The 13,592-nt window shown below is 68.5% G+C and carries 13 protein-coding genes; 1 reads left to right on the top strand and 12 read right to left on the bottom strand.

The features are described from left to right. From V6M56_RS20305 to fahA, 10 genes are all read right to left on the bottom strand, one after another. On the bottom strand, window positions 1–344 hold a 344-nt coding region (locus V6M56_RS20305), incomplete at its 3' end, for an FAD-dependent oxidoreductase (protein WP_332686387.1). A 53-nt stretch (window positions 345–397) separates the two neighbouring features. Beyond that, complete coding sequence (locus V6M56_RS20300; protein ID WP_332686385.1) at window positions 398–1,141, bottom strand: SDR family NAD(P)-dependent oxidoreductase; 744 nt, start codon at window positions 1,139–1,141, stop codon at window positions 398–400. Between the two features lie 209 nt (window positions 1,142–1,350). Continuing rightward, complete coding sequence (locus V6M56_RS20295; protein WP_332686383.1) at window positions 1,351–2,064, bottom strand: ABC transporter ATP-binding protein; 714 nt, start codon at window positions 2,062–2,064, stop codon at window positions 1,351–1,353. Continuing rightward, the gene (locus tag V6M56_RS20290) at window positions 2,057–2,845 is read right to left on the bottom strand and encodes an ABC transporter ATP-binding protein (protein WP_332686381.1); all 789 of its coding nucleotides are present in this window, start codon (window positions 2,843–2,845) and stop codon (window positions 2,057–2,059) included. Before V6M56_RS20290 ends, V6M56_RS20295 begins: the two co-directional genes overlap by 8 nt. After that, window positions 2,835–3,815: a branched-chain amino acid ABC transporter permease gene (locus V6M56_RS20285; protein ID WP_332686379.1), complete on the bottom strand. Its 981-nt coding sequence runs from the start codon at window positions 3,813–3,815 to the stop codon at window positions 2,835–2,837. The genes V6M56_RS20290 and V6M56_RS20285 overlap by 11 nt, the downstream gene beginning before the upstream one ends. A gap of 2 nt (window positions 3,816–3,817) precedes the next feature. Beyond that, window positions 3,818–4,720, bottom strand: coding sequence for a branched-chain amino acid ABC transporter permease (locus V6M56_RS20280; RefSeq protein WP_332686377.1), 903 nt, complete (start codon window positions 4,718–4,720; stop codon window positions 3,818–3,820). 64 nt (window positions 4,721–4,784) lie between these two features. Beyond that, complete coding sequence (locus V6M56_RS20275; RefSeq protein WP_332686375.1) at window positions 4,785–5,993, bottom strand: ABC transporter substrate-binding protein; 1,209 nt, start codon at window positions 5,991–5,993, stop codon at window positions 4,785–4,787. Between the two features lie 173 nt (window positions 5,994–6,166). Further along, window positions 6,167–7,381, bottom strand: a complete 1,215-nt coding sequence (locus V6M56_RS20270) for an MFS transporter (protein ID WP_332686373.1) — start codon at window positions 7,379–7,381, stop codon at window positions 6,167–6,169. Window positions 7,382–7,519: 138 nt separating this feature from the next. Further along, complete coding sequence (locus V6M56_RS20265) at window positions 7,520–8,287, bottom strand: GntR family transcriptional regulator (RefSeq protein ID WP_332686371.1); 768 nt, start codon at window positions 8,285–8,287, stop codon at window positions 7,520–7,522. 122 nt (window positions 8,288–8,409) lie between these two features. Next, window positions 8,410–9,723 (bottom strand): fumarylacetoacetase, encoded by a 1,314-nt coding sequence (fahA, locus tag V6M56_RS20260; protein ID WP_332686389.1) that lies wholly within the window; start codon window positions 9,721–9,723, stop codon window positions 8,410–8,412. Between the two features lie 376 nt (window positions 9,724–10,099). On the opposite strand from fahA, the gene V6M56_RS20255 reads away from it, so the two are divergent. After that, on the top strand, window positions 10,100–10,882 hold the full coding sequence (locus V6M56_RS20255; protein WP_332686369.1) for a helix-turn-helix domain-containing protein: 783 nt from the start codon (window positions 10,100–10,102) through the stop codon (window positions 10,880–10,882). Between the two features lie 29 nt (window positions 10,883–10,911). Here V6M56_RS20255 and V6M56_RS20250 read toward each other — a convergent pair whose 3' ends face one another. Beyond that, window positions 10,912–12,327: an FAD-binding oxidoreductase gene (locus V6M56_RS20250; protein WP_332686367.1), complete on the bottom strand. Its 1,416-nt coding sequence runs from the start codon at window positions 12,325–12,327 to the stop codon at window positions 10,912–10,914. Window positions 12,328–12,618: 291 nt separating this feature from the next. Continuing rightward, the gene (gene rfbA / locus V6M56_RS20245; protein WP_332686365.1) at window positions 12,619–13,488 is read right to left on the bottom strand and encodes a glucose-1-phosphate thymidylyltransferase RfbA; all 870 of its coding nucleotides are present in this window, start codon (window positions 13,486–13,488) and stop codon (window positions 12,619–12,621) included. Window positions 13,489–13,592 lie beyond the last annotated feature (104 nt).

Genomic DNA, 13,592 nt, shown 5'->3' with positions numbered 1-13,592 from the left:
GCCTCGAAGCGCAGCGCCGTCTCGCTCTCGAAGAAGCGGACCATGCCCGGCCCGTTGTCGAGGAAGGCGCGCATCAGATCGGGGCGCAGATGGTTGCCGATGACGGCGCCGACATAGGCCAGCGCCGCCTCGCGGCTGTCGGCATGGCCGGCCTTGGCGGCGTGCGGGTTCTCCGGCACCCACATCGCCCCGCCCGAAACCGCGGTCGAGCCGCCGATGAACTCGCTCTTCTCGATCAGCACGACGTCGAGCCCGGCCTTGGCGGCGGTGATCGCCGCCGACATGCCGCCGGCGCCGGAACCCACCACCACGACATCGTGGATCTCGTCGAATTCAGCCGTCATCGTCCTCAATCCGTCTTGGCGCTTCACAGCCCCGGAAATCACAGGCCCGGAAGTCACAGGCCCATGCCGCCGCCGAGCGATTTGCCGCCGTCGACCATCAGCACCTGCCCATAGATGAAATCGGTGCGGGCCGAGGCCAGGAAGGCGACCGCATTGGCGATGTCGGCCGGGGCGGCGAGCTTGCCGGTCGGCTGCAGGGCAAGCAGCGCCGCGCGCGCCTCCGGCGACTGCCTGGCCACCATCTCGGTCTCGACCGCGCCGGGCGCGACCGCGTTGACCGCGATGCCCTGCGGCAGGAGCTCCATCGCCATGGCGCGGGTCAGGCCGACGACGGCGGCCTTGGAGGCGACGTAATGGGCGTGGCCCTTCGCGCCGAGGAAGGCGCGCGAGGCGATGTTGACGATTCTGCCGCCGGGCTGCATCCGCCGCGCCGCCGCCTGCGAGAGCAGGAAGAGGGCGGTGACGTTGACGTCCATCATCCGGGCGAAGTCGCCGGCTTCGAGATCGAAGAGCGGCCGGTTGTCGAAGAGGCCGGCATTGTTGACCAGCACTGTCGGCACCGGCAGCCGCGCGATCAGCGGGCCGAGCGAGGCATGGTCGGAGAGGTCGGCCGCTTCGAAGGTGACGGTATGGCCCTGGCGCGACAGCTCGGCCGCCGTAGCCTCGCCCGCCTCGCGCTCGCGGTCGAGGATGGTGACGGCAAAGCCGTCCTCGCAGAGCCGCTCGGCGATCGCCCGGCCGATGCCGCGGGCGCCGCCTGTCACCAAAGCGAGGGGCTTGTCGTTCGCCGTGCTCATCGCCCTGTTCCCTTGCTCGTCCGCGATCGTTCGGGCCGACCAAGGCGAGCCGCTTTTCGATCGCAACACGTCGTCATCCCGGCCGCAGCGAAGCGGAGCGCCGGGATCCATCGTAGAGTGCCGGAGCCCTGCGATGGATTCCGGAGCGGCGCCGCTGCGCGGCTTGTCCGGAATGACAGGGACATGTCTCTGGCAAGCCCCATCCTGATCTAGCCGCCGAGATAGGTGCGCCGCACGCTGTCGTCGGAGCGCAGCTTCGCGGAGGGGCCTTCGAGCGCCATCTCGCCATTCTCGAGGATGTAGGCGTAGCTGGAGCAGCCGAGCGCGATGGCGGCGTTCTGCTCGACCAGGAGGATGGTCAGCCCATCCTGGTTCAGCCGCTCGATGATCGCGAAGATCTGCTGGACGAGGACGGGGGAGAGGCCGAGCGAGGGCTCGTCGAGCAGGAGCAGGCGCGGCCCGGCCATCAGGGCGCGGCCGATCAGCAGCATCTGCTGCTCGCCGCCGGACAGCGTGCCGGCCTTCTGCTTCAGGCGCTCCTTGAGCTTCGGGAAATAGTCGAAGACGCGCTCGAGGTCGCGCGTCACGCCGGCCGCGTCGCTGCGGCGATAGGCGCCCATGTCGAGGTTCTCGCGGACGCTCATCTCGCGGAAGACCTCGCGGCCTTCCGGCACCTGCAGGATGCCGCCGGAGACGACGCGGTGCGAGGGCCAGGACTGGATCGCCTCGCCGGCGAAGCGGATCGTCCCCTTCGTCACCGGCACCAGCCGCGAGATCGTGTTCAGCGTCGTCGACTTGCCGGCGCCGTTGCTGCCGAGCAAGGCGACGATGGCGCCCTCCGGCACGCGCAGCGAGACGTCGGACAGCGCCTGGATACGGCCATAGGAGGCCGAGATGCCGTCGATTTCGAGCAGGTCAGCCATGGGGCGCCTCATGGGCCGCCTCGCGGCCGAGATAGGCTTCGATCACGGCGGGGTGGGAGCGGATCTCGGCGGCGCTGCCCTCGGCGATCTTGGTGCCGAAGTTCAGCACGGTGATCCTGTCGGAGATCGACATCACGAGCTGCATCACATGTTCGACGAGGAGGATGGTGAGCCCGTCGCGCTCGCGCAATTCGCTGAGCAGGCGGTCGAGCGCGGCGATCTCGCGGTTGCGCAGGCCGGCGGCCGGCTCGTCGAGCAGCAGCAGCTTCGGGCGGATCGCGAGGGCGCGGGCGATCTCGACCATCTTCTGGTGACCGAAATCGAGGTTCCGCGCCTTGCTCCTGGCGTAGTCGGCAAGGCCGGTGCGCTCGAGCAGATGCTCGACATGCTCGGTGATCTCGGCGGGCCTGGCGGCGACGGCGTCGCGCCAGGAGCGGCCGGCATGGACATGGGCGCCGATCAGCACGTTCTCGAAGACGGTGAGCTCGGAGAACAGTTCGAGGTTCTGGAAGCTGCGGGCGATGCCGAGCCCGGCCATGGCGCGCGCCGGCAGGCCGGTGATGTCGCGCCCGTCATAGCTGATGGCGCCGGAGGTCGGCGTGTAGAAGCGCGAGATGCAGTTGAAGGTCGTCGACTTGCCGGCGCCGTTGGGGCCGATCAGGGCATGGATGCTGCCCTTGGCGACGCTCATGTCGAGGGCGCTGACCGCGGTCAGCCCGCCGAACTTGATGGTCAGGGCGTCGACCTGGAGGAAGGGCTCAGCGGTTTTGTCAGCGGTCATGGTGCAGCCCCTTCATCCGGTCGCCGATGAAGACGAAAAGGCCGCGCGGGGCGTACATCATGAACAGGATCAGGATCAGCCCATAGATGATCTCCTGGTATTGCGGCCATTGCCGCAGCACCTCGGAGAGCAGGCCGAATACGATGGCGCCGCCGACCGCGCCGCCGATCGAGCCGAGGCCGCCGACCACCACCATGGTCAGGATCAGGATGGTGGTCTGGAAGCCGAGGCTGTCGGGATGGATATAGGTCTGGAACAGGCCGAACATGCCGCCGGCGAAGCCGGCGAGCGCCGCCGACAGGCCGAAAGCGACGATCTTGGCGCGGCGGACATCGACACCCATGGCCAGCGCCGCGACCTCGGATTCGCGCACCGCCCGGAAGGAGCGCCCCAGCCGCGAGCGCGAGATCGCGATGGTGAGGCCGATCATCAGCAGGCAGGAGACGACGACGAAGGGGTAGGCCTGCTTGTCGCTGAGGATCTCGAGCGGGCCGAAGCGGGCCGGGCTGATGCGCAGGCCGTTCGGCCCGTTGGTGACGCTGTCCCAGTTCAGGAAGACCCATTGCATCGCCTCGCCGAAGGCGAAGGTCGCGAGCGCCAGGTAGATGTCGCGCATGCGTAGCGCCAGCGCGCCGATGGCCAGGCCCACCAGCCCGGCGACCAGCGCGCCGAACAGCATGGCGAAGGGGTAGGGCAGGTCGGTCGCGCGGTTGGCCAGCGCGCTGGCATAGATGCCGATGCCGTAGAAGGCGGCCTGCGCCATCGAGAACTGGCCGCTCTCGCCGATGACGATGTGCAGGCCGAGGCAGAGCACGACGAAGACCAGCAGCAGGTTGGCGATGTAGACGACATAGCCGGTGGTGACGAGCGGCAGCGCGACGAGAAGCGCCGCGGCGAGCAGCAGTGCGAGGAGCGTGCCGGCTGGCCAGGCGCGACCGGCGGCCGCCGGGGAGGAGGTCGGGGCTGCCATCGTCAGACCTTCTTGATCGTCAGCTTGCCGCCGAACAGCCCCTGCGGCCGGATCACCAGCACGATCATGATGGCGAGGAACGGCGCCAGCACGATGGCGCGCGAGGAGATGAACAGGCCGACGAGGTTCTCGACGATGCCGATGACGAAGCCGCCGACCACGGCGCCGGGCAGGCTGGAAAAGCCGCCGACGATCGCCGCCGCGAAGGCGAGCATGACGATCGAGCCCATATCGGCGGTCATCAGGATCTTCGGCGAGATCAGCAGCGCGGCGATGGCCGAGATCACGCCGGACATGCCCCAGATCAGCATATGGGCGCGGCCGAGGTCGACGCCGACGAGCTGGGCGGCCTTGGGGTTCATGCCGACGGCGCGCATGGCGCGGCCCATCTTGGTGTAGTGGAACATCCAGAAGAAGGCCGCCATCACCGTGAGCGCGGTGCCAAGGATCGTCAGGTCGAGGATCGTCACCGAGGCCTGGCCGATCATGACGGAATCGGTCGGGACCAGGGCGGGGAAGGAGCGCGGCGTGTCGCCGAAGCCGGTGCGGCGCACGATGCCCTTCAGCACATAGGACAGGCCGAGCGTCGCGATGACCAGATAGACGAGATCCTTGGCCGATTTCGCGACCTGGTCGAGCACGATCCTGCGGAACAGGGCGGCGACCAGGAAGGCGGCGACCAGCGTCGCCGGCAGCACGATCCAGATCGGCATCTGCTGGAAGACGAAGAGATAGAGCGCGATGTAGCCGGCGGCCATGAACATCTCGCCCTGGGCGAAGTTCGGCACTTCCGAGGTCTTGAAGATGATCACGATCGCGAGCGCGAGCAGGGCGTAGACGCTGCCCGAGACGAGGCCGGAGGCGATCCCCTGCTGCAGGAAGATCAGAGCGAGTTGAAGGTCCATTTCCGGCCCGGTTGCGGCGTTCGGGAGGAGGGCCGGCGCCCCGTTCGGGCGCCGGCCGACGGCGTCACTTGGCCTGGTAGGTCCAGCGGCTGGAGTAGACGCCGGGCAGCGGCGTCATCGTCGCGCCATCGTATTTGACGAAGATCGTCGACCTGTTGGCGGCGCGGTCGGTCGGGCCGAACTTCACCCGCCCGGCCATGACGCCGGAGTCGAAATCCTGGGTCTTCAGGGCCGCCAGCACCTTCTCGCGGGTCGGGTTCGGGCCGGCATCCTGCAGCGCCTTGACCAGCGACATCGCCGGGGGGATGCCATAGGGCATGTAGGTCTGCGGATGGTCTGGCTTGGCGGCGAGGTCGGGATAGGCGGCCTCGTACATGTCGTAGATCGGCTTCAGCTTCGCCCCGCCCGGCGCGTCGACCATGACCTCCTGGATGTAGAAGTTCTTGAGCGCGTCCTTGCCGACGTTCTCGACGAGCTGCGACAGGCTCGCCGTGCCGGTGACCGAGAGGATGATCGGCTTGTTGAAGCCGAGCTCGGCCGCCTTCTTGATCAGCAGCGCGGCGGGACGGGCATAGGTCACGAGCAGCAGCACGTCGGGATTGGCGGCGCGCAGCTTCAGGAAGGGCGCGGTGACGTCGTTGATCGTCGGGTTGATCGATTCGACGGCGAGCTTGACGCCGTTGGTCTGCGCGTCGGCCTTCGAGCCCTCGAGGTTCCAGGCGCCATAGGCGTCGTCATGGTTGATGTAGCCGATGGTCTTGGCGCCGAACTGCTTGGCGGCGAACTCGATCATGGCGCCACCGACCGCATATTGCGAGATCGAGAAGGCGCCGAAGATGTAGTCGGTCGGCGGGTAGAGCGCCCCGTCGCCGGATGCGTTCAGCATCAGGAAGGGCACCTTGTTGCGGACGACATAGTCCTTGGCGGCGACGACGGCGGCCGAGCAGGAGCCGCCATTGAGCATGAACACCTGTTCCTGCTCGACCAGTTTCTTAACCGCCGCGACGAGGTCGTTGGCATTGCAGCGGTCGTCCTCGACCACATACTCGATCTTGCGGCCGTGGATGCCGCCTTCCTTGTTGATCTTGTCGTAATACATCTTGGCGGCGTTTATCACGTCGAAGCCATAGGCCATGTTGGGCCCCGAGAGCGGCCCGAACATGCCGATCTTGATCGACTTGTCGGTGATGCCCGGCTCCTGCGCGCCGGCCGCGGCGGCAGCGAGAAGGCCGGCGGCGAAGGAAAGGCCGGCTCCCAGCATTTTGAGCTTCATGGTTCGTCTCTCCCCTTGTCCGCCTTTCGGAGGCGGATCGCGATGGCGGCAGCTTGGCGTTCGAGCGCTCCCAGGATCATAGTTGGGAAGAGCGCAGGCCCTGTCACAGCGGCTTGGGACAGGCGGCGAAAACGCCGCGCAGGCGCGGCCGGGCAGTGGCTGCGATGCGAGCCTCAGGCGCCCGGCTTGGTCGCCAGCAGCAGGAAGCCGAGCAGCCCGGCGACGGCGCAGAGCAGGAAGCCGAGGTCGAAGCGGCCGGTCGCCGCGACGAGAAGCGCGAAGGAGAGCGGGCCTGCGACATAGCCGAGGAAGACCACGATCGTCGCGCCCGACGCCGCTTCCCGGATCAGCGCGGGCGGCGAGCGCCGGGCGATCTCGGCGATCTGCACGCCGTTCCAGCTCGAGACGGTGATGCCCGCCACGGCCGCGAGACCGTAGAACAGCCAGGACGGCCAGCTCGGCGTCGCCAGCATCAGCGCCAGCGAGGTCAGGCCGGAGGCCAGGCAGACGAAAGCGAGCAGGCGGCTCGTCGCGCGCATGCGGTCGGCGATCCAGCCGAGCAGCACGCGGCCGAACACGCCCGTCGCCTGCATCAGGGCGAAGGCGAGGCCGGCGGCGCCGAGACCATAGCCGAGCTCGGAGACGGCGAAGGTGATCAGATAGGCAAACCAGATGCCCTGGCCGATGGCGAGGCAGGCGCCGACGGCCGCGAGGCGCATCACCGAAGCCGAGCCGCGCAGCGCCCGCAGCGGCTCCAGCACGTTGCCGAGCGAGAAGAAGGCGCCCGGTGCCAGCGATTGCCGCCGCTCCCGCCCGGCGTCGATCCGGCCGCGCATCGGCTGCACGACGAGGATGGTGGCGACCACCAGCAAGGCCGAGAACAGCAGCGAGGCGCGCCAGCCATAGGCGGCGACAATCGGCGGCAGCGCCAGCCCGGCGACGATGCCGCCCGCCGGCACCCCGGCCTGCTTCAGCGAGAAGATCAGGGCGTGATGGCGCGGCGGCGCGATGCGATGCAGCACGTCGCTGCCGGCGGGGGAGGACGGGCCGTAGCCGAGGCCGATCAGGAAAGCTCCGGCGGCGGCAACCGGCAGGAGCGGCGGCAGCAGGAAGCAGAGCCCGAAGATGCCGAGGGCGAGGCCGAACTGCAAGGCGCGGATCGAGCCGAGCCGGCGCATCAGCGGCGCCCCCATCACCAGGAAGGCGATCGAGCCCAGCGTGGTGATGCTGGCGAGATAGCCGATGACCGCATCGGACCATTGCAGTTCGGCCGCCATGGCCGGGGCGATGGTCGGCGTCACCCGCGTCAGGAAGGCGGTCGCCATCTGCACGACGATCATCGCCAGCAGGGCGCTGACCCAGCCTGGCGTCGCAGCCGGCTCCTTCATCGCTGCTGCGTCATGATTGTCGGGTCATGGGCCTTCACGGCGACGATGTCGGCACGGGCCGTTGTGTCGTCACTACAGGCGGCAAGGTTGAAGGCCTCTCAGGGGTTCAGCTCTTGGCAGGTTCAGTTCTTGGCATGTTCAGCTCTTGGGCTGTGGCACATGCAGCGGCGCCAGTGAAGCCGATTCGTGCGAAGGATAGGAGAGCCGCTGGAAGATATGGAAGGTGCGCAGGATATGGTTGCGCATCGCCAGCTCCGAGGCGTCGCCGTCGCGCGCCAGCAGCGCCGCGACGATGCGGTCATGGTCGCGGTTGCTGAGGTGGAACTCCTCGTCGGAGGTGCGCTGCGCGACGGAGCCGTTGAAGTAGAAGCGGCCCGAGCGGAGGATGGCGTCGCGCAGCCTCTCGTTCCTGGCGGCGCCGACGATGACGCCGTGGAACTGGCGATTGGTCTCGACGCGCGCCTTGTTGTCGGCCGGGTCGATCGAGAGCCGGTGGCGATGGATCGCGGCGATCTCGGCGATCTCCTGGTCGCTGGCGCGCTCGGCGGCGAGCCGCGCCGCATAGCCCTCCAGCGCCGCCCGGACCTCGGAGTTCTCGCCGGCCTCGACGGCGGTGATCTCGCGGACGGACCAGCCGCGCTTGCGCGGCACGATCAACTGCTCGACGGCCAGCCGCTGCAGGGCCTCGCGGATCGGCGTGCGGCTGACATTGAGGGTGGCGGCGAGGTCGGCCTCGATCAGCGGCTCGTTCGGCCGGATCTCGCCCGACAGAATGGCGTTGCGCAGCCACTCATAGACACCGCCCGAGCGGCTGCGTGCGGCCGGCTCGGCGGCAGCCGTCACCTCGACGGCGGCCTTGCCGGGCGCCGAGCGCTCTCCGACGGCGATGGCCAGACGCTTCTGCATGAGATCTCCAGTCCCGCCGCAACCGATCAAGGACGGCGTGATTCTGCCAGCCCCTCCGCTGCGCCGCTGTCACCTTCGGTTGGGACGCCGGCTCATGGATCGCGGCAGAAGCGGGCACGGTCTCAGCCCGGCGCCGGCAGGATGCGGGCGCGGCATTCGCCGAAGCCGATGCTGGCGAAGCCCTCGCGGCTGGCCCGGGCCCGCATGACGATCTCGTCGCCGTCGCGGAGATAGGTCCGGGTCTCGCCGCCGGGAAGCGCGATGGTCTCGCGCCCGGCGCGGGTGATCTCCATCAGGCTGCCGAAGCTGCCCGCGGTCGCCCCCGAGATCGTGCCGGAGCCGAGCAGGTCGCCCGGCTGCAGGTTGCAGCCATTCGAGCTGTGATGGGCGATCAGCTGCCCGATGGTCCAGTAGAGATCGTGGCTGGCGCCGCGCGAAAGCCGATGCGGCGGCTGTTCCTTCTCCCGCATCGCGGGCGTCAGCAGCAGCACCTCGAAGTCGATGGCGAAAGCGCCCTCGCGCTGGTCGGCCTCGCCGAGGAGATAGGGCAGGGGCGCCGGATCGCCCTCCGGACGCGGCGGCTGGGCGATGCGGAACGGCGCCAGCGCCTCGGCGGTGACGATCCAGGGCGAGATCGTGGTGGTGAAGCTCTTGGCGAGGAAGGGGCCGAGCGGCTGGTATTCCCAGGCCTGGATATCGCGCGCCGACCAGTCGTTGAGCAGGCACAGGCCAGCGATGTGCTGCGCCGCGGCGTCGATGGCGATCGGTTCGCCGAGCCCGTTGCCGGAGCCGATCCAGATGCCGAGCTCGAGCTCGTAGTCGAGGCTGCGGCAGGGGCCGAAGCTGGGCGCCGCCTCGTCCGGGCGCTTGCGCTGGCCGTTCGGGCGCGTCACGGCGCTGCCGGAAGGTCGTATCGAGGAAGCCCGGCCATGATAGCCGATCGGCACATGCTTGTAGTTCGGCAGCAGCGGGTTCTCCGGCCGGAACAGCGCGCCGATATTGGTCGCGTGGTGGATGCCGGCGTAGAAATCGGTGTAGTCGCCGATCCGGGCCGGCAGGCTCATGCTGCAGTCGGCTGAGCGATGCAGCATCGCTTCGAGCCGGCCCTGCTCCGGCGCGCCCTTGGCGAGCAGCTGCGAAAGCCGTGCGCGCAACGCCCGGCGGGCCGGCGCGCCGAGCGCCAGGAAGCCGTTGAGCTCGGGCTGAGCCGCCGCGGCGAGGACGGGCTGCAGTTCGCCCGTGCACAGGCCCGAAGTCAGCAGGGCCGCGAGGTCGAGGATCTCGTCGCCGATCGCGACGCCGCCGCGCGGCTCCTGCCCGGGCGGCGAGAACACGCCATGGGGCAGGTTCTGGATCGGGAATTCGCCATGGCCGTTCGCCGAGGCGACCCAGCTCCGCAGCGTCGGAGCATGGCTGGCGTCGGCTGCGGCCGGCATCGCCGGTTCGGGCGCGGTCGTGGCCGCTTCAGGGAAATCGACGCTTGCCATGCGGCTGGTTCCTCACTGACGCGAAACGGAGCGCCGAACCCAAGGGTTCTCACATCGTCCGGTCTTCCGGGGCCGGCCGAGCCGGTGGGTCGAGGATAGCTAGCGGGCGCCCGGCATCGGGGCTGTCACCCGAATTGGGGACATGCGTGCGAGGCTGCCAGCCGCCAGCCGCGCGTGCAAAAATCAGGTCGGCAAACTTGCATGCAAACTTGTGTGCTGTTACGAGTACGGTCAGGTAGCCAGGCCGCATCGTCACGATTTCAAGCCGCTCCGGAGCTTTCCGGAGAGCGGCGCGACGATGGGAGACCGGGCCGGGAGGATCGCAATGCAGCTCTTGTCGCTCGAAGCCGGCAGCGTGGCGCCGGCCTGCCTGTCGCGGGCCATCGCCGAGGTGATCGAGAGCGTCGGGCACCCCGAATTCGACGCCAGCCTGTTCGCGCTCGCCCACCGTTTCGCCGGCGCCGAGCATCTCACCGCCTTCCTCTCGGCGCCGGGCGCCCAGCCCAGGACGCTGCTGGCGGAGAACGCCGGGCCGGGCGAGCGCGCGCGCTCGATCGCCAAGCGCTATATCGCGCGCTACTGGCATCTCGATCCGGCCAACGAGATCGTCATCGACGACCATGACGGGCGCCATTCCTGGGCGCTGCGGCTGAAGGCCGGCGACATCCCGAACATGTCCTATCGCAGCGAGTGCTATCTCTCGGCCGGGCTTTCCGAGCGCTTCTCGCTGATCCAGAAGCGCCCTGCTGGCACGCTGCGGGTCAATTTCTACTGCGGCCGCAAGGAGAGCTTCAGCGACGGCGTGATCGCGAAGCTGACCGATTGCGCCCCGCTGCTGATGGCGGCGCTTTGGCGGCACAACGAGGCGGTCAGCCCGGTCGCGGGGGCGGACATGGCGAGCGCCTTCCGCTCGCGGCTGGAGAAGGTCGCGCCGACCCTGTCGGGGCGCGAGCTCGATGTCTGCGCCCTGGTCGCGACCGGGGTGACCTCGGAGGGCATCGCGCTCGAACTCGGCGTCGGGGTCAACACGGTGCTGACCTACCGCAAGCGCGCCTATGCACGGCTCAGCATCTCTTCGCAGAACGAGCTGATGCGCATCCTGATGTAGGAGCGGCGGCGCTCCGCGACGACAGGAGTTTATGCCGGCAACACCTTGCCGGGATTGAGGATATTGTCGGGGTCGAGGCTCTGCTTGATCTGGCGCATCACCGCGATCGCCTCGTCGCCATATTCGCGCCGCAGGAACTTCGACTTGCCGTAGCCGACGCCGTGCTCGCCGGTGCAGGTGCCGCCGAGATCGATGGCGCGGTTGACCAGCAGGCCGTTCAGCCGCTCGGCCTCGCGAATCTCGTCGGGCGAATCCATCTTGATCAGGAAGCCCATGTGGAAATTGCCGTCGCCGACATGGCCAAGCGCCGGCACCGGGAAGGGCGCGTCCTTGGCGTGCTCCCTGATCTCGGTGATGCAGGTGGCGAGCTCTGAGATCGGCACGCAGGCGTCCGTGCCCCAGCTGCTGGCGCCGGGGCGCAAGGCGAGCAGCGCGTAGTGGAGATTGTGCCGCGCCTGCCAGAGCTTGGTGCGTTCCTCGGCGCTGGCGGCATGGCGCCAGCCCGTGCCGCCATGGCCTTGCGCGATGGCGTGCATCGCGGCCGATTGCTGCTCGACGCCGGCCTGCGTGCCATGGAACTCGACGAACAGCGTCGCGGTCTCGGGATAGCTCAGCCCGTTATGCAGGTTGATGGCGCGCATGCAGGTCTCGTCGAGCAGTTCGACGCGGGCGACCTGGATGCCGCTCTGGATGGTCTCGATGGCGCAGGAGACGGCGGGGCCGACATCCGGGAAGGAGCAGACCGCGACCGAGCTCGCCTCGGGGATGCCGTAGAGGCGCAGGGTGATCTCGGTGATGACGCCGAGCGTGCCTTCCGAGCCGACGAAGAGCCTGGTCAGGTCGTAGCCGGCCGAGGATTTGCGGGCGCGGCCGCCGGTCCTGAGGACGGTGCCGTCGGCGAGCACGACGGTCAGCGCCAGGACATTGTCCTTCATCGTGCCGTAGCGCACGGCATTGGTGCCCGATGCCCGCGTCGCGGCCATGCCGCCCAGCGTCGCCTCGGCGCCGGGATCGACCGGGAAGAACAGGCCGGTATCGCGCAGGTGGGCGTTGAGCTGCTGGCGCGTCACGCCCGGCTCGACGACGCAGTCGAGATCCTCGGTGTTGACCGCGACGATGCGCTGCATGCGCGAGAGATCGAGGCAGACGCCGCCATGCAGCGCCACGACATGGCCTTCGAGCGAGGTGCCGGCGCCGAAGGGGATGACCGGCACCTTCGCCGCATGGCAGAGCGCGAGGATCCGGCTGACCTCCTCGGTGGTCTGCGCATAGCAGACGACGTCCGGCGCCTTGCTCGGATGGTAGGATTCGCCATGGCCGTGATGCTCGCGCTCGCTTTCCGAGGTGGAGCAGCGCGGACCGAGCAATTCGCGTAGCGCGGCGGTGAGGCCATCGAGGGCGGGATGGCGCGGGGAAGTGTCGGGCGTGGCGGCGGGAGCGTTCATTCTGTCCTCGACTTCCCAACCTGTTCCCGGCGTGGTGCCAAGGCAATCTCGACCGGCTTATCGCTTTCGGCCACAGCAGATGCAGCATGAGCGCTCTGCATCGGGAACGGAAGTGCCTGCCCAGGCCCGGCCCCTTGGCTTCCCTCAACCCTCATCCTGAGGAGCCGCGCAGCGGCGTCTCGAAGGATACTCGGGGAGGCTTCGGAACCAGCTGGACCATCCTTCGAGACGCGGGCTTTGCCCGCTCCTCAGGATGAGGGCTCAAATTACTCGAACGGGCTTTCAGCCCTGCTAGTCACGCTCTGCCACCCCAAGCAGGTACTGCCCATAACCGCTCTTCGACAGCGCCTGCCCGAGCGCCCGCAACTGCTCCCGGTCGATCCAGCCATTCTCGAAGGCGATCTCCTCCGGGCAGGCGATGCGGAAACCCTGGCGGCGCTCCAGCGTGCGGACGAATTCCGAGGCCTCCACGAGCGAATCCGGCGTGCCGGTGTCGAGCCAGGCATAGCCGCGGCCGAGGCGCTCGACATTGAGGGCGCCACGCTCGAGATAGGCGAGGTTGACGTCGGTGATCTCGAGCTCGCCACGCGCCGAGGGCTTGAGTTTGCGGGCGATCTCGACAACCTGCGAGTCGTAGAAATAGAGCCCGGTCACGGCCCAGTGCGAGCGCGGCAGCTTGGGCTTCTCCTCGATCGAGAGCGCCTTGCCGGTCTGATCGAACGAGACGACGCCGTAGCGCTCGGGATCGCTGACGCGATAGGCGAAGACGGTGGCGCCGTCCCGGCGCGCCGCCGCCCGGCGCAAGATATCGGTCAGCCCGTCGCCGTAATAGAGATTGTCGCCGAGGATCAGGGCCGAGGGGCCGCCGGCGACGAAATCGGCGCCGATCTGATAGGCCTGCGCCAGCCCTTCCGGCCTCGGCTGCACGGCGTAGCTGAGTTTCAGCCCCCAGCGCTCGCCCGAACCGAACAGGGCCTCGAAGCGCGGCGCATCCTCCGGCGTCGCGATGATCAGAATCTCGTTGATGCCGGCGAGCATCAGCGTCGCCAGCGGATAATAGATCATCGGCTTGTCATAGATGGGCAGCAGCTGCTTCGACGTCACCATCGTCATCGGGTGAAGCCGCGTGCCGCTGCCGCCGGCGAGGATGATGCCTTTCACGAAAGATTCCTTCAGCGTTTCGGGCGGGCCAGCAACTGCGCCACGCAAGCCTGCACCGAATCCTGCCAATGTGGCAGGCGCAAGCCGTAGCGCGCGGCGAGCAG

This window comes from Allobosea sp. (genome assembly GCF_036675845.1).
Taxonomy (GTDB): Bacteria; Pseudomonadota; Alphaproteobacteria; order Rhizobiales; family Beijerinckiaceae; genus Allobosea.
Note: the sequence above shows the minus strand (reverse complement) of the source record. Positions and strands in the feature narration are given on the sequence as shown.